At 54.8% G+C, this 26,020-nt stretch carries 23 protein-coding genes; 7 read left to right on the forward strand and 16 right to left on the reverse strand.

Annotation, left to right across the window (positions count from 1 at the left end; translation table 11 throughout):
• Positions 1–6 precede the first annotated feature (6 nt).
• Positions 7–639, reverse strand: a complete 633-nt coding sequence (locus WJU16_RS12610; protein WP_341833858.1) for a response regulator transcription factor — start codon at positions 637–639, stop codon at positions 7–9.
• Positions 640–1,009: 370 nt separating this feature from the next.
• On the opposite strand from WJU16_RS12610, the gene WJU16_RS12615 reads away from it, so the two are divergent.
• The gene (locus WJU16_RS12615; RefSeq protein ID WP_341833859.1) at positions 1,010–2,086 is read left to right on the forward strand and encodes a HAMP domain-containing sensor histidine kinase; all 1,077 of its coding nucleotides are present in this window, start codon (positions 1,010–1,012) and stop codon (positions 2,084–2,086) included.
• Between the two features lie 34 nt (positions 2,087–2,120).
• Positions 2,121–2,495: a response regulator gene (locus WJU16_RS12620; protein WP_341833860.1), complete on the forward strand. Its 375-nt coding sequence runs from the start codon at positions 2,121–2,123 to the stop codon at positions 2,493–2,495.
• Here the strand turns inward: WJU16_RS12620 and WJU16_RS12625 are convergent.
• Positions 2,492–3,937, reverse strand: a complete 1,446-nt coding sequence (locus tag WJU16_RS12625; RefSeq protein WP_341833861.1) for a capsule assembly Wzi family protein — start codon at positions 3,935–3,937, stop codon at positions 2,492–2,494. The genes WJU16_RS12620 and WJU16_RS12625 overlap by 4 nt on opposite strands.
• A 506-nt stretch (positions 3,938–4,443) precedes the next feature.
• On the reverse strand, positions 4,444–5,244 hold the full coding sequence (locus WJU16_RS12630; protein ID WP_341833862.1) for an SDR family oxidoreductase: 801 nt from the start codon (positions 5,242–5,244) through the stop codon (positions 4,444–4,446).
• Positions 5,245–5,291: 47 nt separating this feature from the next.
• Between WJU16_RS12630 and WJU16_RS12635 the strand changes: the two genes are divergently transcribed.
• Both WJU16_RS12635 and WJU16_RS12640 read left to right on the forward strand, forming a co-directional pair.
• Positions 5,292–6,155, forward strand: coding sequence for an alpha-L-fucosidase (locus tag WJU16_RS12635; protein ID WP_341833863.1), 864 nt, complete (start codon positions 5,292–5,294; stop codon positions 6,153–6,155).
• The gene (locus WJU16_RS12640) at positions 6,140–7,438 is read left to right on the forward strand and encodes an alpha-L-fucosidase (protein WP_341838664.1); all 1,299 of its coding nucleotides are present in this window, start codon (positions 6,140–6,142) and stop codon (positions 7,436–7,438) included. The genes WJU16_RS12635 and WJU16_RS12640 overlap by 16 nt, the downstream gene beginning before the upstream one ends.
• 34 nt (positions 7,439–7,472) lie before the next feature.
• On the opposite strand, the gene WJU16_RS12645 is transcribed toward WJU16_RS12640, so the two are convergent.
• The 4 genes from WJU16_RS12645 to hflX form a co-directional block, all read right to left on the reverse strand.
• Entirely contained in the window at positions 7,473–7,856 is a 384-nt protein-coding gene (locus WJU16_RS12645; protein ID WP_341833864.1) for a hypothetical protein, read from the reverse strand.
• A 225-nt stretch (positions 7,857–8,081) separates the two neighbouring features.
• Positions 8,082–8,504 carry a hypothetical protein gene (locus tag WJU16_RS12650; RefSeq protein WP_341833865.1) on the reverse strand — a complete coding sequence of 141 codons (423 nt, stop codon included), beginning with the start codon at positions 8,502–8,504 and terminating at the stop codon, positions 8,082–8,084.
• Positions 8,505–8,614: 110 nt separating this feature from the next.
• On the reverse strand, positions 8,615–8,959 hold the full coding sequence (locus WJU16_RS12655) for a Rieske (2Fe-2S) protein (protein WP_341833866.1): 345 nt from the start codon (positions 8,957–8,959) through the stop codon (positions 8,615–8,617).
• Complete coding sequence (hflX, locus tag WJU16_RS12660; protein WP_341833867.1) at positions 8,959–10,149, reverse strand: GTPase HflX; 1,191 nt, start codon at positions 10,147–10,149, stop codon at positions 8,959–8,961. Before hflX ends, WJU16_RS12655 begins: the two co-directional genes overlap by 1 nt.
• A gap of 149 nt (positions 10,150–10,298) precedes the next feature.
• Between hflX and WJU16_RS12665 the strand changes: the two genes are divergently transcribed.
• Both WJU16_RS12665 and WJU16_RS12670 read left to right on the forward strand, forming a co-directional pair.
• The gene (locus WJU16_RS12665) at positions 10,299–12,260 is read left to right on the forward strand and encodes a S9 family peptidase (protein WP_341833868.1); all 1,962 of its coding nucleotides are present in this window, start codon (positions 10,299–10,301) and stop codon (positions 12,258–12,260) included.
• 64 nt (positions 12,261–12,324) lie between these two features.
• On the forward strand, positions 12,325–13,110 hold the full coding sequence (locus tag WJU16_RS12670; RefSeq protein ID WP_341833869.1) for an enoyl-CoA hydratase-related protein: 786 nt from the start codon (positions 12,325–12,327) through the stop codon (positions 13,108–13,110).
• Between the two features lie 78 nt (positions 13,111–13,188).
• Here the strand turns inward: WJU16_RS12670 and WJU16_RS12675 are convergent, their stop codons facing one another.
• Complete coding sequence (locus WJU16_RS12675) at positions 13,189–13,881, reverse strand: outer membrane beta-barrel protein (protein WP_341833870.1); 693 nt, start codon at positions 13,879–13,881, stop codon at positions 13,189–13,191.
• A 244-nt stretch (positions 13,882–14,125) separates the two neighbouring features.
• Here WJU16_RS12675 and WJU16_RS12680 point away from each other — a divergent pair, with 244 nt between their 5' ends.
• Positions 14,126–17,083 carry a PAS domain S-box protein gene (locus WJU16_RS12680; RefSeq protein WP_341833871.1) on the forward strand — a complete coding sequence of 986 codons (2,958 nt, stop codon included), beginning with the start codon at positions 14,126–14,128 and terminating at the stop codon, positions 17,081–17,083.
• On the opposite strand, the gene WJU16_RS12685 is transcribed toward WJU16_RS12680, so the two are convergent.
• The 8 genes from WJU16_RS12685 to WJU16_RS12720 all read right to left on the reverse strand — a co-directional run bounded on the left by WJU16_RS12685 (position 17,080) and on the right by WJU16_RS12720 (position 25,994).
• Entirely contained in the window at positions 17,080–18,771 is a 1,692-nt protein-coding gene (locus WJU16_RS12685) for an ATP-binding protein (RefSeq protein WP_341833872.1), read from the reverse strand. The two genes, WJU16_RS12680 and WJU16_RS12685, sit on opposite strands and share 4 nt — an antisense overlap.
• Entirely contained in the window at positions 18,768–19,871 is a 1,104-nt protein-coding gene (locus tag WJU16_RS12690) for a sensor protein KdpD (RefSeq protein WP_341833873.1), read from the reverse strand. The genes WJU16_RS12685 and WJU16_RS12690 overlap by 4 nt, the downstream gene beginning before the upstream one ends.
• 41 nt (positions 19,872–19,912) lie before the next feature.
• Complete coding sequence (locus WJU16_RS12695; protein ID WP_341833874.1) at positions 19,913–20,998, reverse strand: porin; 1,086 nt, start codon at positions 20,996–20,998, stop codon at positions 19,913–19,915.
• Between the two features lie 116 nt (positions 20,999–21,114).
• A complete protein-coding gene (gene kdpC / locus WJU16_RS12700) occupies positions 21,115–21,678 on the reverse strand; it encodes a potassium-transporting ATPase subunit KdpC (RefSeq protein ID WP_341833875.1) in 564 nt (187 codons plus the stop codon).
• A 12-nt stretch (positions 21,679–21,690) separates the two neighbouring features.
• Positions 21,691–23,739, reverse strand: coding sequence for a potassium-transporting ATPase subunit KdpB (gene kdpB, locus WJU16_RS12705; protein ID WP_341833876.1), 2,049 nt, complete (start codon positions 23,737–23,739; stop codon positions 21,691–21,693).
• A gap of 21 nt (positions 23,740–23,760) precedes the next feature.
• Positions 23,761–25,476, reverse strand: a complete 1,716-nt coding sequence (gene kdpA, locus WJU16_RS12710) for a potassium-transporting ATPase subunit KdpA (protein ID WP_341833877.1) — start codon at positions 25,474–25,476, stop codon at positions 23,761–23,763.
• A 20-nt stretch (positions 25,477–25,496) separates the two neighbouring features.
• Entirely contained in the window at positions 25,497–25,577 is an 81-nt protein-coding gene (locus tag WJU16_RS12715; RefSeq protein WP_341838665.1) for a potassium-transporting ATPase subunit F, read from the reverse strand.
• 87 nt (positions 25,578–25,664) lie between these two features.
• Positions 25,665–25,994 carry a hypothetical protein gene (locus tag WJU16_RS12720; protein WP_341833878.1) on the reverse strand — a complete coding sequence of 110 codons (330 nt, stop codon included), beginning with the start codon at positions 25,992–25,994 and terminating at the stop codon, positions 25,665–25,667.
• Between the last annotated feature and the right edge of the window lie 26 nt (positions 25,995–26,020).

A 26,020-nucleotide genomic window follows, 5' to 3' on the forward strand; every position in this document is an offset into this window, starting at 1 on the left:
GATATTTCAGAAAAGATTATTCGACCAGATTTTGGAAATCAGCTCAGATTTTGAAGCGACGTTGAGCTTGGAATAAATTTTTTTCAGATGTTGGTTAATCGTGTGAACGGTCACGTAGAGCCGCTCGGCCATTTCTTTATAGGAATGTCCGTCTTTCAAAAGCCCCAGCAGTTCGTACTCCCGTTTGGTGAGCCGGTCGCGGATGCTTTCGAGCGGGTCTTTGGAAATGTGGTTGATGAGCAGATGGGCGGCCTTGGGCGAAAGGGTGCCGCCTTGTGTGACGGCGTCGAGGATCGAATGATAGATTTCCATGAGGCGGCTGGTTTTGATGATATAGCCGCTGGCCCCATGCATGATGGATTCGATGACGTACTGCTGGCCGTCGTGGCCCGACAGCACGATGATCTTCGCATCCGGGTAATGCTGTTTTAATTCTTCCATCCCCTCGATCCCTGAATCTCCCGGAAGGGAAATATCCAGCAGGATGGCTTTAACGTCCGGGGCCTTATAAGGCAGCGCCCTGAACTCTTCCATGGACCGGCAGGCGAATACAACCTTACATTCCTGAAAATCTTCTAAAAACTCTCTATAGTTATTGAGTTGAAAATGGTTGTCTTCAATGATGCCAATAGTTATCATATTACGGTTAACGTTGATATGGTTTTCGCAATAAAGATGCAGCTGCACCTCGAATAATGAAATAGGATAGTATACTATCAAAGATAAGTCCAAATTTTAAAAAAATATTAGCAGATGCATTAATTTATTGATAGCTATTCAAAACGGAACGGGAATTGCTGTATTATTATTTCAAGTAACAAATTAACAATAATCATATTCGAGTAAAACGTATGTAAGCTTTGTAACAACGTGTAATGCGAAAACTGCAAAAAGTGCGCTGATTATGCGGTGTAAATTAACTATCTTTCTCGTGTGAAACCCGGCCGGATATTTCCGGAAAACTGAAGAACCTTTTACGACGAAGAACCATATCAGACAGTATTAAGACATGAAGCCTAACCAATCTATCAGGGTAAGCCACATGCTGCGCGGCATTGAGGACCCTGTATTGATCATCAGCTCAGACAAGCTAATCGTCCTGAACGCCAACAGAAAGGCTATAGACACACTGACCAACGGCAAAGCCTCGCAGCTCAGGGGTCTTCCCCTTCAATCCGCCTACGGTGGCGAACGCCTGGAAGCGTTCCCCAAACCTTTACCCGCAGCTTTCCTGTTGCCGGTTTCACAGAACGGCAATATCGCGCTGATCAATTTCCGCGTCAGCCCGCTTAAAATCGAAGGAAAAAAATACTGGCTGGCCATCGGCCGGAAAGTAGAACAGGCGGAAGAACTGCAGAAACGCCTGCAGGATCTCGAACAGGAAAAATCCTTGCAGCAGATGAAAGTTCAGTTCATGTCCATGACGTCGCACGAGTTCAGAACGCCGCTCACCGCCATCTCCTCCGCGATGGACCTCCTGGAGGCGCGCCTGGAACTCGATGGGCAACTGTCCTCCTTCCACCGACTGCAACTCCGCAAAATGGCGGACGAAATCTTCCAGCTCAATTCCATGCTCGACGAAGTGCTGGCCCTCAGCCGGATGGCGGGCAACAACTGGGAGCCCGACCGCAAAGCCGTGGCGCCGGAACAGATCATCGAAGCCCTGCGGTATCAGTATTTTTCGCAGCGAAAAGACGAGCGCTCGCTGCTCCTAAGCGTCGAAGGCGAGCCCAGGCCCATCCTGGCAGACCGCGACCAGCTGGCCAAAGTCTTTACCAACCTTATCAGCAATGCCTTTAAATATTCCACGCAAAAGAATCCGTCCGTTAAACTGTCGTACAAAAAGAAAAAACTGGTCATCACTTTCCGTGATCACGGCATCGGCATCCCGGAAAGCGACCTTCCGTACCTGTTTACCTCTTTTTACCGTGGCAGCAATGTGGACGGTATAGAGGGCACCGGTCTCGGTCTTTCTATTGTCAAAACTTTCGTGGAATCCAATCGCGGCACGATTTCAGTAAGTAGCGGGGTGAACGAGGGAACTACCTTTACATTGGTTTTCGAAGACTTCGCAGACGCCATCTAAATCGATTTTGTGCCAGGTACAAAGCTGAACAGTAATGAACAACACCATCCTGCTTATTGAGGATAAGCCCGGCTTGTCCGAAGCGCTCAGATCGCTGCTGGAATTGCATCAGTACACCGTTGCCGTTGCGTCCAACGGGGAAGAAGGCATCCGTACCGCACGCGCCTTGCTGCCCGACCTCGTGATCAGCGATATTTACATGCCGGTGCTCAATGGCCTCGACCTGCTCGACACATTCCGCAATGATCCTACGTTGCACGACATTCCCGTGGTGATGCTCACCGCGCGGTCGGAGTACGACGATGTGCGTATGGCCATGGAAAAAGGAGCGGCCGGGTATGTGACCAAGCCATTCCTTTTCAAGAATCTTCATGCCGTTATCCAGGGTATTTTCGAGAAACAGCTTTAGCGCCTGGCGGGCCTGAAGAGCCACTCCACGCCCAGCATGAAGCCGGCCGTCTTGCTCATGTCGCCGCCATCGAGGCCCACGGCTCCCGTAAGGGTGAGGCCGGGTACCGGCGCGTTGTAACGCACCTGCTGCATGGCGTACCACTGGCTGAGCGGGCCATCAATTGGTCCGGGATCGTAGGTGCCGAAGTTTTTGGTATACGTCAGCATGGTTTTACCTTCCAGGGTGCTGCCGATACGGTACAACGCCCCGAGATGCACGCCGCTCACGCGGTTATTAACGATGTTCCAACCTTTATTCCGGATAACGTTCCAGCGCTCGCTGTAGTCGAACGGCTGCGTGTCGTCGAAATAATATTGGCCGCGGCTGCGGTTGACGAACAATGGTGTTCCGATGATATGGTTTTCATATTCCCAGCCGGTCAGGTACACGCCATTGTTGTAATAGCTTTCCCGCACCTGCCTGGGGTGCCAGTCGTTCATTTTTTTCGTATTGATGAGTTCCAGCGTGGCTTTCAGCAACACGGCGCCTTCCCGTTTGTCGCGGAAGCTGATGCCCATGAGGGCGTCGGTATTCCGAAAATCGACGTTTTGGCCGGTTTCGAAGGGCGTTTGCCGGTAAGCACGGAAAGCGACATTTTCGTTTTCCCATTCCAGGCCGCCTTCCAGTACGCCGCGGTGATCGCCCGGGCGGTTGGGGCGGATTTCGTCGGAGATCACGGTACCGTCGTCTGCTTCCTTCACCAGCACTACGTCGAGGTAATCTTTAAAACTATTCTTGATTTTTGGTAGATCTTTCCGGTTGCCGCCCCAAACGGCGTAATGCTGGATGCCACCGTAGACGCGTAGTTTCTTCTTACCGATCCGGAGGTAGAAATTCTTTTCGTGGAGGAATGCGTAGGGGATGAATTGATTGCGGCCCATCCATCCGTGGCTGAACTGCCCTTTTACCTGGAGCCATCCGTTGGTGAAGGGGACATCAGCGTATTCCTTCAGTCCGATGCTCACTTTGGGGATCGGCAGCGAATTGCCGCTGACGCCGAGGGATCCGGAGGAGAGGTCGGGGTCCACGTCTCCGATGATTTCTTCGTATCGTCCTGCCCGGAGTTCCAGTTTCCGGAACGCGAATTTCACATAGGCTTCTTCGAAGAAATTTCGGCGAAAGTGGTTGTTATTGTATAGACTGACGCCGTATTGCAGCCGCCAGTCGCCTGCCCGCCCGAAAGTATGGGCGTTGGTAGCGCGGATGTAGGTAGAAACGTCGGATTTGCGATCGGAGATCGTCCCGAATTTATTGGCCGTGAGCCAGAAAGGTTGGTAGTCCCTGGTGGCGATGGTGGCGCGTGTCCCAATCCGCACTTCGAGCGAGTCTGCAAACTGCGCGCGGATGGCGGAAAAGGGCAGGAGTAAAGATATGGTGAGTGCGATGCCTGCCGGTTTCATAAAAATATAATATCTGTCTTCGGCAATTTAGCGCGGAAGCGGTTGGCACGAGGCTACTTAAATCAGTATAATACCGCGTCAACAGCGGTAAAAGGGTACTTATGGGAGGTAGATTCATGCACTGCGGCAAAGCGGAGGCAGCGGCCCTTCCCAGGAATCACGTTCCTTCCAAAGCGGCTCATCGGCTATTCCCATTATTCAAAGCGGCTTTGCTCCGGCCTCTTTGCGGATTATCCGTCCGGATAAGATATGCATATCCTACAGATATCTTACCCATATCTTACCTATGTCTTACCTTTTAGCTATCCTGATAGAGGTAAGATATGGGTAAGATATGGGTGGCTTATGGGTGGGATATAGGTAGGATATCTATATAGTTCAGTGCAGGAAATGACCGTTTAAGGTTACTATGCCCCGAATTTGCGGGAAGCTTTATAGTAGGGGGCGGGGGCACAATTCCGGAGGTTGTAATGATATGCAGCCGGTTAACGTGTTATTGCATGGTTTTATCTTCCCAACTTGCGGGAAGCGTGGTAATAGAGGGCGGGCGCCCATTTCCGGAGCCACCATAACCATTTTTCGGCGCGGGCGATCACGACATGGCGTTGTTTGCGTTCAATGGCGCGGATGATCTTCCTGGCACAAACAGCTGCCGGAATGCCTTTCTCCTGGGCTTTGTCCATTTGACCGTGGGGCTCGCCAGCACCGCGGAGAGCGTTCAGGGAAAATTGGGTCCGTATCCGGCCGGGGCTTACAATCGTGATATAAAACCCCGCTATCCCATGTTCCACTTGTAAGGACTCGAAATACCCCATCACGGCATGTTTGGCGGCTGCGTACGCCGTGCGGCGCGGCACCCCCATGAGCCCCGCCATGCTTCCCGTCACCACTACATGCCCGCCATGCCGCCGGAAATATGGCAACAGGGCCTGCGTCAACAATACGGGTGCGAAAAAATCCAGCTCCATGATCTGGCGTAAGACATGCTCCGAAGTCTCCTCCGCGGTGGCGCGCTGGCCGATTCCCGCGTTGTTGACCAGCATATCGATTTTCCCGTGAATAGCCAACGCTGCAGCCGCCAATGCAGCGATGCTTCCACCGGTGAGCTCCGCCGGCAGAATAACCACCTGCCCGCTGCAACGGCCCTTCACTTTCGCTAATTCGCTTTCATTCCGGGAAGTCAGGATCAGCAAGGCGCCCATAGCAGACAATTGAACTGCCAAAGCCGCTCCGATGCCGGACGAAGCCCCCGTAATCCAGATAACTTTTTCACAGAAACTGGTCCTATTTTCACCCAAAGGGATCATATGATGAAAGGTATACTTTTTTAAGTTCCTTTTCCTACTTTGGACACATGAAACGTCTTTTTTGTATCATAATGGGCTGTATCGGTTTATGGCAAACCGCATCAGCCCAGATAGAACCAACCGCACTTCAACAATGGCGCGACCGCAAATACTCCATGTTCATCCACTTCGGTGTTTATAGCAAACTGGGCGGCGTGTGGGAGAACAAGAAGATCAGCCGCGGCCTCAGTGAACAGATCCGCGCGCATGCCGCCGGATTATATAACGACGCCTACGAAGAAGTGGCCCAGGGATTCAATCCCGACAAATGGAACCCCGACAGCATCGCCACACTCGCCAAACGCGCGGGCATGGGCTCGGTGGTGATCACTTCCAAACACCACGATGGGTTCGCCCTGTGGGATTGCGCCTACACGACGTTCAATATCATGGATGCCACACCCTACAAAAGAGATATCCTGAAAGAGCTGTCGGAAGCCTGCCGCCGCCAGGGCATCGCATTTGGACTGTACTTTTCACTGATCGACTGGCACTTCCCTCCGGCGATGCCTATTTCCGGCAGCAACTCCGACTCTATTCCTCCCGCACACCATACTTACAACCTGCAGCAGATCACCGAACTGCTCACGAAATACGGTCCGGTTTCCGAGCTTTGGTTCGACATGGGCCAGATGACCCGGCAGCAAAGCGAGGAAATGCGGGCGTTGGTGCATAAGCTCCAACCCAATTGCATGATCGGCAGCCGTATCGGCAACAACCAGGGCGACTTCACCGTGATGGGCGACAACCAGGAACCCGACTACATCATCGGCGTACCCTGGCAAAGCCCGGCATCTTTTTCCACGAAACCTGGGGATACCGTTCCTGGCAGGAGCGCGGCGATATCAACGCCAAGATCCGCGAAAAACTGACGAGCCTCGTGAAAGTGGCCTCCCGCGGCGGGAACTTCCTGCTGAACATCGGGCCCAAAGGCGACGGCTCCGTTGTTGCATTCGAACGCGACGTACTGCTCTCGATCGGCCAGTGGCTGGATGCACACCGCGAAGCTATTTACGGCACACAACCCGATCCCTTCCACGTCCCCTTTGCCTGGGGCAGCATCACCAGCCGGCCGGACAAATTGTACCTGCATCTCATGAACCGCCCGGCGGATAACACCATCTTCCTACCCGGCCTGAAAGGCAAAGTAACCTCCGCCCGTATCATGAATGCACCCACTTCCGTCAAATACACCACTGGAAAAGACGGCCTACGCATCCAGCTACCGGCCGGCCTCGACATGAGCGGCCTCTTCCCGGTTGTGGAGATCACACTGTCCGGCGGCTACACGGTGCCCCCGGCCAACATCCGCCCCCTGGCAAAAGGGCTCATCCTGGATAACGCCAACGCGTTTCCCTACTTCAGCAACGCCACCATCGATTATAACACCAGCTTCACCAGTACGATCAGAAACGCCTGGGCGCTGGAGCCCCAACGCAGCGGTGCCTTCCGCCCCATACTGACCTTCACCGAAGAGGAAAAAGGCCGTACGATCAACCTGCAACTGGGCAACCGCACCACGCCCGTCCGGCTCGAAGGCGGCACTTCCTTCCAACTGCAGAACGATGTTGCCACATTGCAACGTGGCCCCATCCACATCCTGGGCCCCCTATTCTCCGGCCCCGGCGGAACACACGGCTCCCTCGCGCAGGTAGAACTCTCCCAACCCTGGCCTAACAAAGACGGCAAGGTATGGACCGCGCACCCCGAATGGAAGAACGGAACAACATACTACATCGACACCAAACGCCCAGCCGGCGCCATGACCGCCCATTACCTCCTCCAGGAGATCACCGCTCCATCCACACAGCAAGTGCTGGTGAAGTTCACAAGCGGCGACGGCATCATGGTTTTCCTCAATGGCAAACAGCTCCTCATCCAAAATAATCCTTATCGCAAGGAAAGTCTGGATCACTATGTATTATTGCCTTTGGAGGCCGGTAAAAACCAACTGACGGTGAAACTGTTCAACTATTTCCTGAACACCGTTCCTTTCAATATCGATTTCAATATCCCCCAGATCGGATATCGCCTCAATCTGCCGGAAACCCGCATGCAGAAAGGCGCCTACTTCCCCGTTACCTGGCAACTGCATCGCCCCTCCACTCCGCATGATGAGATGGGACTTCCCAATCTGAAACTGTCCTTCGAATAACGTGAACCTGACGCTCAAATAACCAAGGCCGGCGCTATGAATGCCCGGCCTTTTTCTTTACACCCCAGGCCCTCACGCCGATTGCATTCCGAACAGATACCCGCGCCACTTCCTCCAGGTAACCTTCCCGTATAAAACGCATCCGCTTCCGGCCGAAGATCGTCCTGTTCCATTGCTCCGCCGGAATCAGTGCGTTGGAATGCAATTCCAGCTTATAAAAGATGCCATTCTCCGGTAATATTTCGTTTTTCATCAAGGCTTCCAGCAACGCAACCGGCTCATCGATCTCCGACGCGATCTGTTGCACCGGCCTGTCCATACGCTCCATGTACTCCTTCAGAAAATGGCCGAACGTCAGCTGCTGCCGGAAAACGTTGTTACGGAGGTACTGGTCAATCTGCCAGCGGAGGTAGTTCATTTTTACCTCGAGCAGTCTAGGACAGTTTTCCTTTTCCTTGTCATTTATTCTCCATTTCCAAATCATATCTGAACACTCATACTGCTCCTTTTTTGTCCGCCTTACAGGCACCACATGGTGTTCCCAATAGCGGCTTTCGGCTCTCTTCAATTTTTTTGATCTTTTAAGCTGCTTTCTCATAAATAAACAGATATTGGTTAATCATTTCTTTTAGCGCATCTTCTTCTAACGCGAGAAACATACCTTCACCTTCATTCCATATTTGTCCATATAATGCTGACCCAGGACCGTTTTAGGTCTCAACATCACCATCGCGTCTTTTCCATGTTCCAGGTAGCATTTATAACAGGCATAGGCCAATAAACAACCCGGAATCCGGTCATAGATTTTATTTCTCCCGATGTTTTCCTTCGAGCTCGATAACAATTCTACTTCTATAATTTCTTCAGCTGGAAAATGCTTCAGCTTCATGGCGCCGAGGATATCATTATCCACTTCGAGGCGCAGCATATAGGCCTCCGCAGTGCGCTTGTACACACGCCGGTTGAAAGAATACCGGTGCTTCGTCAGCAGCCGGAAATCCTTGCTGCCAGCGATTTCTATATAAGTTGGTTTTTCCTCGCCTGTTGAAATTTTCTGAACGATCATGCTCCCAATGTAGCGGAAAAAAGAGCACGAAAATGAAAATGGCGGCTTGCCATTTTATTCATTTTTAGAGAGGGTATATATACCTGTTTGGGGTGAAAAACGTGGAAAAATTACCAGCTGAGCCAGCTTTTTTCCATGCCGATATACAGGCCGTCGTCGCGGCGTTCAATAGGGTAAGTGCGGAGGTAAAAACCCTCGCCACTGGAATTATATCCGTTCCGTAACGCAAATTTGTAACGGTGAAGGGGGCACACCACATTCCCACGGTCATCCAAAAAACCGTCGGACATAACGCCCCCCGCATGCGGACACTTATAAGCAAAAGCATACAACTCGCCCCCGTGGCGCGCCACGCAAATCTTTTTCCCGTTCACTTCCTGCACCGTAATGCGGGACTCCTCCGCCACCAGGTCATCCGCGCCGGCCATCCGGTACCAGTTGTATTGCTTCGCCATTAATAGAAAAATTCGGATTTATAGGGATAACGCTCCCGGTATAATTGCATCACCTTATCCATAATCGTTTTACGCAGTTCCTCGATGTTCCGGCGCTCCGTCGCGGAAATGAATACGCAATTCCCGTTCGAACGATGCTGCCAGCTTTCTTTCAACTGGTTCAGGATGTCGTTTTTCACATCTTCCGTCAACCATTCGTCAAAAGTCTGCTTTTCGTACAAATCCATCTTGTTGAAGATGAGTATGGTCGGCTTGTCCAGCGATTTCAACTCGGTCAGCGTCCTGTTCACCACCTCGATCTGGTCTTCGTACTGCGGATGGCTGATATCCACCACATGCATAAGGATATCGCTCTCCCGGACTTCGTCCAGCGTGGATTTGAAGCTCTCCACCAAATGGTGCGGCAACTTACGGATGAAACCTACCGTATCGCTCAGCAAAAAGGGCGTCTGCTCAAACACGACCTTTCGTGTGGTAGTGTCCAGTGTGGCGAAGAGCTTATTCTCCGCGAATACCTCGCTTTTGCTGAGGAGGTTCATGATCGTGCTCTTGCCCACATTCGTATAACCCACCAGGGCCACCCGGATGAGCTCCCCGCGGTCTTTCCGCTGGGTGAGGGCCTGCTTGTCGATTTCGGCAAGGCGCTTGCGGAGCAGGGAAATCTTGTCCTTCACGATACGGCGGTCCGTCTCGATCTCCGTTTCACCAGGCCCCCTCATCCCGATACCCCCTTTTTGCCTTTCCAGGTGCGTCCACATACCGCGGAGGCGGGGCAGGATATATTGATATTGCGCCAGCTCCACCTGCACCTTGGCCTGGGCCGTCCGGGCGCGCCGGGCGAATATGTCGAGGATCAGGTCGCTCCGGTCGATCACCTTCACCTTCAGCTCTTTCTGGATATTGGATATCTGGGAGCCGGTCAGCTCGTCGTCGAAGATCACCAGCTGGATGTCTTTCCCGGCCACATACTGCCGTACTTCCTCCAGCTTGCCCTTCCCGATAAAAGTAGCCCTGTCGGGGTGCGGCAGCCGCTGGGTGAAGCGCTTCACCGCCGTGGCGCCGGCCGTTTCGGCCAGAAATGCCAGCTCGTCCAGGTACTCCTGTACCTGGGGCTCCGTTTGCTCCTTGTGGATCAGTCCAATCAGCACGGCACGTTCGTCCGCTGATACTACCTGTGTTTTCTCAATCAAAATGCTTACAGAATTTGTGCAAAGTTAATGAATTCGACCGGCGTCCGGCATGAGGCTAAATTTTCCTACATTTATGCCTCACCACAACAAAATCTGATCCAATGCGTAAAACATTCCTGTTAGCAGGTATTTTATTCATTCAACAAGGCATGGCACAACAAACAATGACGCCCGAGCTGCTCTGGAAGCTCGGTAGGGTTGGCGGCGAAACAGTGCTGGAGGATGGAACCGTCGTTTTTGGCGTTTCCCGGTACAACCTGGAAGAAAATAAAAGCGAACGGAACCTCTGGACCATCCCCCTCACCGGCGGCGCTCCCCGGCAGCTGACTTCCACTCCCGGCGGCGAATCTTTCGTTAAAGCCCTCCCCGGCGGTAAAATCCTCTACAGCCACAAAGGCCAGCTCTGGGAAATGGATAAAGACGGGGCTAACCCGGTACAAAAAACCAATGTCGAAGGCGGGCTCCAAAATATCCGCATCTCGCCCGACGGCAAGCATATCCTCTTCTCCCGCGAGGTGGAAATGGAAAAAGTGCTGGCGAAAGACAAATACGCAGATCTTCCCAAAGCCAACGCGCACATCTACACGAACCTGAATTACCGCCACTGGGATACCTGGGAAGACGGAAAATACAACCACATCTTCTACGCCACTTTCGATGCCGCCACCGGCAACGTAGGCACCCCGACGGACATCATGCCCGGCGAGCCGTTCGATTGCCCACAGATGCCCTTCGGCGGCACGGAAGACTTCATCTGGAGCCCCGACGGCAGCCAGATCATCTATGTCTGCAAAAAGAAACACGGCAAGGAATACGCCGTAAGCACCAATACCGACATCTACCGCTACACCCTCGCCACCAAACAAACCGAAAACCTTTCCGAAGACATGAACGGCTACGACGTGGCGCCGCAATTCAGCGCCGACGGGAAGAAACTGCTCTGGCACAGCATGGCCAGCGACGGATTTGAGGCGGACAAAAACGATATTATCGTGCTGGAACTGGCTTCCGGCAAGAAAAACAACCTCACCGCGAAATGGGACGGCACCGTAGCCTCCGCCCGGTTCGCCGCGGATAACAAAACCATCCTCTTCCTGGCCGTTACCAAAGGCACCGAGCAGGTATTCACGATTCCGGTAGCCGGCGGCGCGGTAAAACAGCTGACCAAGGGCCAGTTCGACATCAACGGGATCGTTGGGCAGCACGGGCAAACGCTCGTGGTAAGCCGGACGGACATGAACCATGCCGCCGAATTGTTCACCGTTAGCCTGAAAGACGGCGCTGTGGCGCCCATTACACAGGTGAACAATGATATTTACAGCAGCCTGAAAATGAGTAAAGTGTCCGAGCGCTGGATCAAAACCACCGACGGCAAAGACATGCTCGCCTGGGTGATTTACCCGCCCGACTTCGACCCGAACAAAAAATACCCGACGCTGCTCTATTGCCAGGGCGGGCCGCAAAGCGCGCTGAGCCAGTTTTACTCCTTCCGCTGGAACTTCCAGCTGATGGCGGCGCAGGGCTACATCGTGGTCGCGCCAAACCGCCGCGGGATGCCCGGCCATGGCGTGAAATGGAATGCCGATATCAGCAAAGACTGGGGCGGCCAACCCATCCGCGACTATCTTTCCGCCATCGACGACCTGGCGAAAGAACCGTATGTGGACAAATCCCGCCTCGGCGCGGTGGGCGCCAGCTACGGCGGATATTCGGTGTTCATGCTGGCGGGCGTACACGAAAAAAGGTTCAAATCCTTCATCGCGCACGACGGTCTTTTCGACCTGCGCAGCTGGTACGGTACCACCGAAGAGCTGTGGTTCGCCAACTGGGACATCGGCGCGTATTGGGATAATGCCAACGCCAAATCCTACGAGCAGTTTAATCCTTCCAGCCTCGTGAACAAGTGGGACACGCCGATCATGATCGTACAGGGCGGCATCGACTTCCGCGTAGGGATCGAGCAGGGGCTGCAGGCCTTCCAGGCAGCGCAGCTGAAGGGTATAAAAAGCAAGCTGGTATATTTCCCGGAAGAAAACCACTGGGTGCTGGGCGCGCAGAACGCTATCACCTGGCAGCGTGAATTTTTCGGCTGGCTGAAGGAAACATTATAAGATCTTTTAAATAGACAGCGGCCCCCGTGGCCGCTGTTTTCATTTTATCGCAAAAAACCATTCCATGTTCAACTCCCTTCTTTACGAAGTTCACCAAAACATCGCTACGATTACGCTTAACCGTCCGGACGTCTACAACGCCTTTAACGACGAGCTCAGTTACGAATTACAGGACGCCCTGAAGCAGGCGGACAAAGACGCTTCCGTGCGCGCCGTGGTGTTGACGGGCGCGGGCAAGGCCTTTTGCAGCGGCCAGGATCTCAAAGCCGCGATGGGAGCCGACGGCAAGCCCCGCAACCTGGGCGATTCCCTGCATAAACGGTACAATCCCATCATCCGCGCGTTGCGCAACATGCCCAAGCCGGTGATTTGTAAGCTGAACGGGGTGGCCGCCGGTGCGGGATGCTCGCTGGCGCTGGCCTGCGACGTGATCATCGCATCCGAACAGGCTTCCCTGATCGAAATTTTCATCAATATCGCGCTGGTGCTGGATTCCGGATCGTCGTATTTCCTGCCGAGAGCCGTGGGGTACCATCGCGCCTTCGAGCTGGCGACGAAAGCCACGAAGCTGACGGCTACCGAGGCAAAGGAAATGGGACTGCTGAACAAAGTAGTGCCCGCCGGCGAGCTGGAGGCCGCGGTGGCTGCGGAGGCGGAATTTTACGCCAACGCACCCACCAAAGCCATCGGGCTCATGAAAAAAATGCTGACCAAGGGCATGACCGAAAACCTGGACGCCGTGCTGGAATATGAGGCCTACTGCCAGGAGATCGCCGGGAATACGGCGGATAACAAGGAAGGGGTGACGGCTTTCCTGGAGAAGCGGAAGCCGGTGTTTACGGGAAAATAAACCTGGTCTGAAAAACTTGCGGCATAAAAGAGGGCCCCTCCGCGGAGGGGCCCTTTGCATATGTTGGTCCGTCGGGGATTATAGGCCGCTGAGGGCGATACCGATGGAGTAAGGTCTTACGTCGAGGTTGGTAACATCTTTGAACAGGGGGTTCAGGTTCATGGTACCGAACAGGGCGAAGTTGCCGTAACCGATGCGCGCAGTGCCCGCAAAGCGCCAGGGGTTGAAGAAGCGGCGGTTCTGCTCCTTAATGATATTCTTTTCGCCGCCCAGTGTGTTCTTACCCTTGGTGTGCGCGTTTACCAGCATGCCCGCGCGGATGCCGATGGCTGCCTTGATCCCGGTATTGGCGTTCTCGGAATTCTGGCGGTAGCGGAATTCGACGGGAATTTCCAGGTAATTGGTGGCGATCTTGTACTTTTTGAATTTATCCGAATCCACGAAGTTCACCGCGGTGGAGTTGCCGTTGCTCATGTCCATGATCTGCTTGTCCAGGAAAATGCTGCTGGCAGTGAACCCGATACCCGGCGCAATGCTGAAATGCTCCTTTGTAATGGGAATATCGTACATCAATGCGATATTAAAGCCGCGGGACAATCCTTTCGTCTTCAAATTGTCCGGCGCGGATGCCCAGCCGTCATACGAAATACCGATCACCAGGAAGTCCCTGCTCTGCCGAACCTTGCTCATCGCCGCTCCGGCCACTTTATCCTGCGCAAACGTAGTTGCGGAGAAGCCGAGAATACCCAGCGCTAAAAGTAATTTTTTCATAATATGTTTAAATGCTTGGCAAAAAGAATATCTAGCAAATTTAATAGAATGCAAATAAACCAAATGGTTAAAATATTGCAAAAAAATACATAGCTCTCCCGGAGCCACCTTTTCCATTAATTTTAGTAAATTGTAAAGATCGACGGCCTTCTTGCACCGATCGATATGTCGACCCCATGTACGCCCAATTTAATGCCGCAGATTGAAAACCTTTCGCCAACGCGTAAGAAAAGAGATGCCATACATGAAAAAAATCAGTAACCCCGTCATCCTCATATTTGCGGCCGCCACCGTGTCGGTGGCCTGGTTCACCTGGAGCGCATGGATGTCGGACGCGGCTTCGATCCGGATGAATGCAAAAGTAAGGCTGACAACGGAAAAAATCCGCCTCCTGGAGCAGGTCGCCTACCAAACCCGCGCCCTGGAATCCGCCGCCAGAGGATATTTGATCACCGGCGACACGGCGTTCCTCATGCGGGAAGACCTCTCCGAAGCCCGTATGCACACACCCGTCGAAAGCCTGGCCATCCTCGCCGCCGGCGATCCGCAGGAAACAGCCCGGATCGATTCCCTCCGCACCCTCGTTTACGACCGCATCGTTTTCAGCCAATACCTCATCCGCACCGCCCACGAATCCTCCGTGATGGCCGGCGCCCTCATCCAGACCCGCCACCCCGTAAAACCCGACCGGCTCACCCAACTGACCAGCCGCATGCTCGCCAGCCAATACGCCGAGCTGGACGCCCTTACCGGCCCGGGATGGGACGACCGCCTGCCCTTCATCCTCACCATCGCCGGCGGCGCCATAGCCGTAACCGTCCTCGCAGCCGGGCTGTCCGGCGTGATACGCAACGTCAACAAAGCCTCCAAAGCCGAAGCCAAATTGCGCGCAAACGAAGAAAAATACCGCCAGCTCATCGAAGACGCAGGCGTTACCCTCTTCACCTCCAACCGCGGCGGCTTTTTCACCTATACCAACGCCAAAGCCCAGGAACTGACCGGCTACACGACCGAAGAGCTGTATCATAAGCCCTACCACATGCTCCTTGACCCCGCGGATCATGAAAGACTCCGGAAGCTGTACGAGGAACAAGCCTTTGAAGGCCAGCGCGAAACCATTGAAAAGTTCCAGATCCGTCGGAAAAACGGAGAACGGAGATGGGTAGAACAACATGTGGTGCTACTCCGGAAAAATGGCATCTTCACCGGCTACCAATGCATCGTGAAAGATATCACCGCCGATAAGGAAAAAGATGAGCGGCATGAACTGGCCCTGAAAGCAATGCAAGAACTCAATGAAAGGTTCGAATCCGTCCTGGCCAATACCCCCGACATCGTATTTATCAAAGACAACGCCGGCCGTTACGTGCAGGTCAACAACCGCTTTGAAACCACTTTCGGAATCACATCCAAACAGATTATCGGCCGCACCGACAGCGATTTCCCGGAAAAACTGAGCGCCGAAAGAAGCCAGGTAACCGACCGGGAAGTGATCATGGCAGAAAAAACAGTGGAACTGGAAGATGAAATCACGCTCGGAAACGAAACCCGCTACTTCCAGATCGCCAAATTCCCCCTGCGAGATGAACGTGGCCGTGTGTACGGGCTTTGCGGCGTCGCCACCGACATCACCCAGATCATCTCCCGTGAGCATGAAGTGATCGAAGCCAGGCGGAAAGCGGAGATAGCCCATGGCCGTATGGAAAATTTCATGGCCAACATGAGCCACGAGCTGCGCACGCCGCTCAATGGCATCATCGGTTTCACCCATCTACTCGAGAAACTGATGCACACCCCGGAGCAACGGGAATATGTAAAAGACATCCTTTCTTCGGCGCAAAACCTGCTCGTGCTCGTCAATTCCCTGCTGGATTTCTCCAGCATCCGCGCCGGAAGGATGCACCTGGAAAAGTCGGCGTTCGAACCGGCAGGGCTCATCCATCAAACCCTGGACCGCTACCGGGTCCGCGCTTCGGAAAAAGGGTTGCTGCTGGAATGCGAGATGGAAAGCCTGAACGCTTCCCTCCTGGGAGATCCCACCCGGCTCCAGCAAATCCTCCATAACCTGATCGACAACGCCATCAAATTCACCGACCACGGCGCCGTAAAGCTGGCCGTCAGCGCTACGACCGCCGACCAGGAAAAACAGGTATCCCTTCGCTTCTCCGTGTCCGACACGGGCATCGGTATCCCGGAAGAAATGCGCACCAGGGTAGGGCAAGACTTCACCCAGCTCGACGAAGGCGATATCCGCAAATACGGTGGCGTAGGTCTGGGCCTCGCGCTTACGCGCGAGCTGATCGCTTTGCATAACGGCACCCTTCACGTCCACGATAATCCCGGCGGCGGAACGCGCGTCGAATTTTCCATTCCGTACCAGCTCGACGTGCCGGAAACCATCGACCAGGCCCCGGGCGCGGCTACACTGCTGGCGCCACCGTTGGCGGGGAAGCTGATCCTGGTGGCGGAAGATAACCAGCTGAACCAGAAACTGGCGATCAGAACCCTCAGCGGCGCGGGCGCCATCGTGGATCTCGCGGAAACCGGCGCCGAAGCGGTGCGCATGTATACACTAAAACCTTACGATTGCATCCTGATGGATATCCAGATGCCGGAAATGGACGGACTGGAGGCCACGCGCATCATCCGCGAAGCTGGCAGCGGCATTCCCATTATTGCGCTCACCGCAGGCGCGCTCAAAGGAGACCGCGAAAAATGCCTGCTGGCGGGCATGAACGATTATGTTACCAAGCCATTCATCCCTAAAGACCTCTTCCAGCACATCCTCGTGGCGATCGGCGAGCGTTTCCAGGATACGGCGCCCTTTGTGCCGGACGAATGGGAAGCATCCATCGTTATCCCGTTGGTGGATTTAAAGTATTTGAAAAGCGTAGCGGAAAATGACAGGGATTACCTGCTGGAAGTATTGGAATGCTTCATGCATAACACCAGCCACGTCTTCAACATGTTGCTGGAAGCGGGCGGAACCGGGAATTGGGAAGAAGCTGGCCGCCATGCCAAGGTGCTGTTCGCCAGCCTGCAGGTGGTGCGCGCTTACCCGGTGACGGAACATATTTTCCGGATAATGGAAGATATCCGTAACCAGGCGCCTTCGGGAGAGATACTTGCCAATATCCACATTACATCAAAAAGATTCAAGGAAATGTTGGTGGTGATAGAAGATGAGATCAGGAAAATCTAGGCTTTGGGTAGCCGGAACCAAAAGTAGCTTCCTTTCCCCGGCTCGCTTTCCACGCCGATGCTACCGCCCTGCGCTTCGATGAATTCCCGCGCGATGGCGAGCCCCAGCCCGGTTCCCTTGCCGCCTTCCGCTTCCGGCACACGGAAAAACCGCTCGAAGATTTTCTCCCGGAACCCTGCATCGATGCCTTTTCCGCGGTCGCGGACGCCGAAGCGCCACATTTTTTCTTCCTCTTCAACCGTCAGTTCCACTTCGCTTTTGGGAGGGGAGTAACGGATGGCGTTCGTCAGCAAATTGACGAGCACCCAGGCGCTTTTCTCCGCATCGGCCAGCACGGGCGTTGTAGTTCCGGGGATCTCCGTCCGGATGTCCACTTCCTTTCCGGCAGCCTGCCTGGCAACGGTTTGCAGGGCATATTGCAGGATGTCGGCCGGCGGAACGGCTTGCACCTGCAGTCCGATATTTCCGCTTTCCACCCGGGAAAAATCCAGTAGTTCGCTCACCATGCGGATCATACGGCGATTGTCTTCCCGGATGCTGTCGAGCAGTTCGTGCTGCCCGCTGGAAAGCGGGCCGGTGCGCTCGTCGCCGAGGAGCTTCAGGCTGAGGTCGGTGGCGGCGAGCGGGGTTTTCAGTTCGTGGGAAATGGTGGCGATGAAATGGGTTTTGGCGAGATCCTGCTCTTTGAACGCGGTGATGTTGCGTAATACGATGATATGGCCAATTACCACATGGTTGTGGATGATATTGGTGGATTCGCGGAGGAAGAAGTTTTCCTTTCCTTCCGAAACAATTTTAACCGGAGCGGGATTTTGGTCGTGCAGCAGGTAGCGAAGCAGGTCGTTATGCCGGGCTGCTTCATCGGCGGGTTTGCCGACGAGCCCGTTTTCTGGGATGTTCAGCAGCTGCAGGGCTCCGGCGTTGGCGAACAGGATGATATTCTTGTTATCGAGGCCGATAGTGGCGTCTTTCAGGCTGCCGATCACCGCTTCCGCGCGTTGTTTTTCGAACAGTATGCGCGCCAGGTTGCTATGTTCGTATTCGTCGAGCTTGCGGGCCATCGTATTGAAAGCTTCGGCCAGTTCGCCGAACTCGTCGCCGGAGCGGAAATGCAGTCTTTGCTCATACTTCTTATCCGCGATCTGCCGGATGCCTTCCGTGAGCTCGCGGATGGGGTTGGCAATATAGCCGGGGAAATTGTAAACGAAAACGATCCCGATCAGGAAACATAAGCCGCTGACCAATGCAATATAGAGCAGGGCTTTTTCGGCCGTTTTGCGCGTTTTTTCCTGTTTTGATACGATGGCTTTGAGGTTTACGTCCATGATCCCGGAAATGTGTTCCCTGATGGCGGGCAACCGCGCCGCGTCTCCGGCCGCAAACGCTTCGTAATCGGCCCGCAGCACTTTGGTGAATGCGGCTTCGCCGGGCTCCGTGACATTCTTCTCCTGCTTTTCCAGCGCCGAAACAAACTGCCGCCGCACAGAATCGCTGCCATTCCAGTGCTCTGCCGCGCGTAGCATCGTGCCCGCATATTCCACGGATTCGTAGTTGTCTTCCAGGATGGCGGCGGCCGCGCGGTTCACCTTGTCCAGGTAAATATATCCCATCAAACCCACCAGCAGCAACATGGCGAACAAGAAAAGAACGCCCGCGGAAATCTTGGTTTTAAGCCTGATCCTGGTCATGAGAGGATGACGATATCGGTTTGGTGAGCGGATAATGTTTTCAACAATTGATTAAAGATATTGGTTCTTAGCAAGATACCGAAAAGGGAGATGTGGGGTTTGCCGATACATACGGTCGTGATGTCTTTTTCCTGCGCCTTTTCCATAATGGCGGCGGCGATATTGGCATGTTGTACCTGCAATACCTCGGCGCCCAGCTCCGTCGCCAGTTTGAAATTACTGATGAGGTGGCGTTGCACGGCCAGGTCGATGCGGCCTGTGCTTTCCTCCGGCGTTTGCACATAAAGCACAAACCATTCGCCGTGGTAATAAGCCGCGAGGCGCGCGGTTTTGCGGATCACTTTCCGCGCCACTTCGTCGTTGGACGAAATGCAGGCCAGGAAACGCTCATGCCGCATTTGCCGGTCCTTCGGCACTTCGGTCACCACTTTTCTTTCTACCTGCGAAGCTACTTCTTTCAGCGCGAGTTCGCGGAGCTGGAGTATTTTTTCGGACTGGAAGAAGTTCCGCAGGGCCGTTTCCACTTTGGCGCGGTCGTAGATCTTGCCTTCTTTGAGGCGGGTGATGAGCTCGTCGGCCGTGAGGTCGATGTTCACGACTTCATCCGCCAGCTGGAGCATGCTGTCGGGCACCCGTTCATGCACTTCCACGCCGGTGATGGTTTTCACCTGGGCGTTGATGCTTTCCATGTGCTGGATGTTGATGGCGGAGATGACGTTGATCCCCGCGCGGAGGAGCTCCTGAACGTCCTGCCAGCGCTTTTCGTTCCGCGAGCCGGGGATGTTGGAATGGGCAAGCTCGTCCACCACCACCCATTCCGGCGCGAGGAGCAGGATGGCGCCCAGGTCCATTTCCTCCATGAGCTTCCCTTTGTAGAAAGCCTGCCGCCGTGGGATCACGGGGAGCCCGGCCACGAGGGCTTCCGTTTCTTTCCGCCCATGCGTTTCGATAAACCCGATCTGGATATTGACGCCGCTGCGCAACAGGGCATGCGCTTCCTGCAGCATGCGGTACGACTTCCCCACGCCGGCGCTCATGCCGATGTAGATCTTGAATTTTCCCCTTCCCGGCTGGCCGGGATGTTGAATTTGTGAAGCCATGAAAACAAAAGCGCGGAGCCCCGAAAGGCCCCGCCTGAATTTTAAAATGAAAACGCCAGTGATGTGGCGATGGAAAAATTCTCTTTCCGGGGCACTTCGCCTTTCGTGAAAATCTCGTCCTTGCTGTTGTATAATTTCCCTTCCAGCCGGAACATCACCTGGCTCACGGGCGACACGTCGAGGTTCAGCGAATAGCCGCTGGTGCGGAAGCCGTTCGGTGTTCCGGTGGCGATGATCACGCCGTCTTTATCGTTATAATATTCGTACCGCCCCGCCATGGCGATATTCTCGCTGAAGGTGTACCGCGCGATGAGGATCGGGCTGAACCAGGCATTCATATCGTTGTTGCCTTTCGAAGGTTGTTCCACCCCGATGTCGCAACCTGCGATGAGGCTCAGCTTGCCAGTGAGGGCAAACGTTCCGTAAAGGTCGTTGAAATAACGCATCTGCCGGACGGAATCGGGCTTGTCGTTCCCAACGAAAGTGCTCCAGTTGAGGGTAACTTTCGATGTGGGTTTGAAGGTGATCTGGGTACCGAAGCCGGGCGTCTGGTTGGCATCGGGGCGTTTGATCCGCTGCCAGCCGTTGAGGTACATGGCGGAGAAGAGCCATTTGTTGTTCGGCGTCCAGGTGATTTTGGCGCCGGCTTCGTAGTACGGCGTATTTTCCGCCATGAGGCTCCTCGTCAGCGTAAAATTATCTTTCCCGATGGCGCTTTCGAACCCGATGTGCGAGGGCATGATGCCCGCATCCACCCATAATCCCTCCCCGATCCGTACCCCCACATTTGCCTCATAAATGTGCCGTACCAGTTCCTGCTCCGCCGCGAGGTTGTAATGGGCGTAGGTGCCGGCCATTACGGCCACGTTCCCCCGGATCCTGTCTGCCGCATAGTTCGCTTTCAGGAAGGCGAGGTTGACGTTCAGCTCATTGTGACGGGTATGGTTGTACAGGAACCCGGGCCTGGTGTGATCGGCGGGCTTATTGAAATCAAATACATAATACGCTTCGGCATAACCGGAGATCGTCAGTTTCGGTTCCGTTTTTTCCGGCGCTTCCTGCGCCATGGTGGCCATCGTACCTGTCAGGGCAATGGCGGTAAGGATGTGTTTTTTCATTTTCTGCATGCGCTGTCTTTTTGAGCTGTTGATGTGTACCGCTCGCGCCGGCCGGGCAGCTCCCGGTCGCGCGGCGGGTACCTCTTTTCTTCGGGTTTTCATAGGTTGGGTTGAGACTAAAAAGGCTAGTGTATTTCGTCTAAAGCCAGATTGAGTTGAAGGACGTGCACCGTAGCCGGGCCAAACATGCCCGCCAAAGGCCCTTTGGTATGGGCGTCCACCAGATCGCGGAGCCGCTGTTCGGATATCCCTCTCAGCTTCGCGATACGCGACACCTGTACCAGCGCGCCTTCCGGGGAAAGATGCGGATCCAGCCCGCTGCCGGAAGCCGTTACCAGCTCGGCCGGAATATCTGACCGCTGTATGCCCGGGTTATGCACCAGGAAAGTATCGATCCGGTCCTTCACTGCCTGGAGGTAATCCGGGTTGGAAGGCCCCTTGTTTGATCCGCCGGATCCCGCGGCATTGTACGCCACCGCGCTGGGCCGCGTCTGGAAATATTCGTCGCCGGTGAATTGCTGGCCTACGTTGGCGTATCCTACTACCAGCCCGCTTTTCTTTACGGTGACCCCGTCGCCCTTGCCGGGCGCCATTTTTGCCAGTCCGGCGATGAAGAGGGGATAAATGCCGGCGGTGAGGAGCACCAGCACGAGGGTCAGTTTCAGCGCCGGGAAAAAATATCGTTTCATGATTTGTTGAGTTTAAAAGAATAAAGCCAATACCATATCGATGAGCTTGATGCCGATGAAAGGCACCACCACGCCACCGAGCCCGTAAATGAAAAGATTTCTACGCAGCAGCGCGCTCGCTCCGATGGGCTTATACGCCACACCCCGTAATGCCAGCGGGATCAGCAGGGGAATGATGATGGCGTTGAAAATCACCGCGCTGAGGATCGCCGTTTCCGGGCTGTGCAGCCGCATGATATTGATCCCCTGCAATGCCGGCACCGACAGGATAAACAATGCTGGCACGATGGCGAAATATTTAGCCACGTCGTTGGCGATGGAAAAAGTCGTGAGCGTTCCGCGCGTCATGAGCAGCTGCTTGCCGATCTCCACGATCTCGATGAGCTTCGTAGGGTCGTTGTCGAGATCCACCATGTTGCCGGCTTCCTTGGCGGCCTGCGTTCCGCTGTTCATGGCCACGCCCACGTCTGCCTGCGCCAGGGCGGGCGCGTCGTTGGTCCCATCTCCCATCATCGCCACCAGCCGGCCTTCCTGTTGCTCCTTGCGGATGTACGACATCTTGTCCTCGGGCCGGGCTTCGGCGATGAAATCATCCACACCGGCTTTGTCTGCGATGTATTTGGCTGTGAGCGGGTTGTCGCCCGTCACCATCACCGTTTTCACCCCCATCCGGCGGAGCCGTTCAAAACGCTCGCTGATGCCGGGTTTGATGATATCCTGCAGTTCGATCACGCCGGTGATTCTCTCATTGACGGCCACCACCAGCGGTGTTCCCCCGTTCCCGGAAATCTGTTTCACCATGTCGGCCGTATCGGCTGGAAAATCGTTTCCGGCCTTTGCACCCAGGTTGCGGATGGCGTCGTACGCGCCTTTACGAATCCGCGTGCCGTCGCTCATATTGATACCGCTGCTGCGGGTTTCGGCGGTAAAGGGCACGAGTTGCGCACCGTTCATACTCAGCTGCGCGGATACTTCGCGCCCGGCCAGCTCTACGATGGATTTGCCTTCGGGCGTTTCGTCGGCCAGGGAGCCCAGCACGCTGTACCGGATGAATTCGTTGCGGTCGTAACCGTTGGCGGGATGGAAGTGCGTGGCTTTACGATTGCCGATGGTGATGGTGCCGGTTTTATCGAGCAGCAGCACATCCACGTCGCCGGCGGTTTCCACGGCCTTTCCGGATTTGGTGATCACATTAGCGCGCAGGGCGCGGTCCATCCCCGCGATGCCGATGGCGGAGAGCAATCCGCCGATGGTGGTGGGAATGAGGCAAACAAACAGGGAGATGAAGGCCGCGATGGTAATGGGCGTTTGCGCGTAATCGGCGAAAGGCTTCAGCGTTACGCAGACGATGATGAACACAAGCGTGAAGCTGGCCAGGAGGATGGTGAGCGCGATTTCGTTGGGGGTTTTCTGCCGCGAGGCGCCTTCCACGAGTGCGATCATTTTGTCGAGGAACGATTCCCCCACGCCCGCGCTCACCCGCACCACGATGCGGTCGCTCAGCACTTTGGTGCCGCCTACCACGGAGCTTTTGTCGCCGCCGGCTTCGCGGATCACGGGGGCGCTTTCGCCGGTGATGGCGGATTCGTCGATGCTCGCCAGGCCTTGCACGATCTCACCGTCGGCGGGGATTACGTCGCCGGCTTCGCAAACGAACAGGTCACCTTTTTGCAGCCGGGAGCTGGGTACCACTTTAATTTCGTCGGTGAAGATTTCTCCAACCGTGAGGATTCTCTTTGCCGGGGTGTCTTCCCGCGTTCTGCGGAGGCTTTCGGCCTGTGCCTTTCCGCGTGCTTCTGCGATGGCTTCCGCGAAGTTGCCGAATAGTACCGTCAACAGTAATACAATGAACACGGTGAAGTTATAGCCGAAAGAGCCCTGGGAGGCATCGTGGCTGATGCCGGCATAAACCGTTACGATCAGCATGACGATCGTTCCAAGCAAAACCGTGAACATGACGGGATTCCGGACGAGGAGGCGCGGGTTCAGCTTCACGAAGGATTGCGCGAGCGCTTCCCTCACCAGTGCCGCCGGAAACAGTGTATTGTCTTTCGTTTTCATTTTCTTTTGCGTTTGCATGCGTTAGTACAGGGAGAAATATTCGGCGATGGGGCCCAGCGCCAGCGCGGGGAAGAAGGCCAACGCGGCGATGATCGCGATCACGGCGAATGTCATGATGCCGAAAGTGGCCGTGTCTGTCCGCAGTGTGCCGGCGGATTCGGGGACGTATTGCTTCGAAGCCAGGAGTCCCGCGATCGCTACCGGGCCGATAATAGGCAGGAAGCGCGACAGGATGAGTACAAAACCGGTGGTCACGTTCCAGAAAATGTTATTATCCGTCAGCCCTTCGAACCCCGAACCGTTGTTGGCCGCGGCGGAGGTGTATTCATACATCATTTCCGAAAAACCGTGGTGACCTGGGTTATTAAGCCATGCGCCCGGCTGCGTGGCCCAGCCCGCGCCCCATCCGTGCGCGATGGCATAGGACGACAGCGCCGTGCCCGCGAGGATCAGCAGCGGATGCAGTAAGGCTACGATCGCCGCGATCTTCATTTCCCGCGCTTCCACTTTATGCCCCAGGAATTCCGGCGTACGCCCTACCATGAGGCCCGATATGAACACGGCAATGATGATGAATACGAAGTAGTTGAGAATACCCACACCGCAGCCGCCATAGAAGCAGTTGGCCATCATGGCGATCAGCTCCATCATGCCGGTCATGGGCATGGTGCTGTCGTGGAAACCGTTCACCGATCCGGTGGAAACGATGGTGGTAATGGTGCTCCAGTAGGCGGTGGCCATCGGCCCGAAACGGACCTCCTTGCCTTCCATGGCGCCGGTGGCCTGCGTGATGCCCATCTGGGATATTGCGGGGTTGCCGCCGGTTTCGGACAGGATAGCAGGGATCATCAGCGCGAGCATCCCGACGGTCATCACCCCGAAAATGACATACGCGAATTTCCTCCGCCGGATAAAGAAACCCAACGCAAACACCATCGCGATGGGGATGATCAGCTGTGCGATGGCCTCGGTCATATTGGTGAGGTAATCCGGATTTTCGAGCGGGTGGATGCTGTTGGCACCGAACCATCCGCCGCCGTTGGTTCCCAGGTGCTTAATGGCGATCATGCCGGCCGCTGGCCCGCGTGACACCTGCACGGTATCGCCCTGCACCGTCACGATGGTATCTTTCCCGGCGAAGCTGGCGGGCGTACCGCGGAAAGCCAGGATGCCGGCGATCACGATGCAAAGGGGTAGCAATATGCGGGTGGTGGTTTTCAGCAGGTGGTCCCAAAAGTTGCCCAACTGGGTGGTGGTTTTCTCGCGAAGAGCTTTGAAAACCGCCACCAGCGCAGCGATCCCCGTTGCCGCGCTCACAAACTGCAGGAATGTAACCACGAACAATTGCGTAAAATAAGTTAACCCGGATTCACCGGAGTAGTGTTGCAGGTTGCAGTTAACCAGGAAGCTGATGGCAGTGTTGAAAGCCAGGTCTGGCGTTTGCGCCGCGTTGTGGTCGGGGTTGAGGGGAAGCCTGTCCTGGAAGATCAGCAGGAAAAAGGCATATACGAACCATAGCATATTGATGGTCAGCAGGGCTTTCAGGTGCTGCTTCCAGTTCATCTCCTCCTTCGGATCGATGCCGCAGAACCGGTAAATCCCCTGTTCCAGCGGTGCCATGAACTCCAGCAGGGTCCGCTGTCCCGCGAAAACCTTCGCGATGTAACGGCCGAGCGGTATGGCGACCAGGAGCGTAATGGCATAAGTGGCGATAATGCCTGATAGTTCGGTGTTCATTGTCAGGTTTAATTGATAACTCAGAATTTTTCAGGTTTCAGCAACACGTAAATCATGTAACCGAAAACCAACAGGGATAAAATGAAAAGTGCGTTCATCATGGCTTGCGTTTTAAATCTTGTCGAAGAAGTCTACCGATGCGAAAAACAGCCAGAAACAAATAAGCCCGGCGAGCAGTAATACGAGTGTCAGCATTGTGAATTGTTTAAGATGAATTGACGGCGGACGTTTTGCAGCGAAACCGGCAGCAACGATTTCACCGGCGCGTTCAGCAGCGGCGACAATCCAAACAAAAACACCGATTCGATCGCGTCTTTCAATATGCGGCTGCCGTTTTTATACAGCACGCCTGCCAGGGAAAAGCACTTCCTGATCTCGGGGAGTTCGTCGTTGCGGATCATCCGCCGTGTATAAGCCGTAAAAGCCTGGATTACTTTCGCTGGCGCGCCGGTGCCTTCGTTGCGAAGTCCGGGGATTTGTTGCACCAGCAGGAGATGGATTTTAGCATCCGGTAACATGATATGAGGTTTTGCCCGGTGTATGC

Source organism: Chitinophaga pollutisoli, assembly GCF_038396755.1.
Lineage (GTDB): Bacteria > Bacteroidota > Bacteroidia > Chitinophagales > Chitinophagaceae > Chitinophaga > Chitinophaga pollutisoli.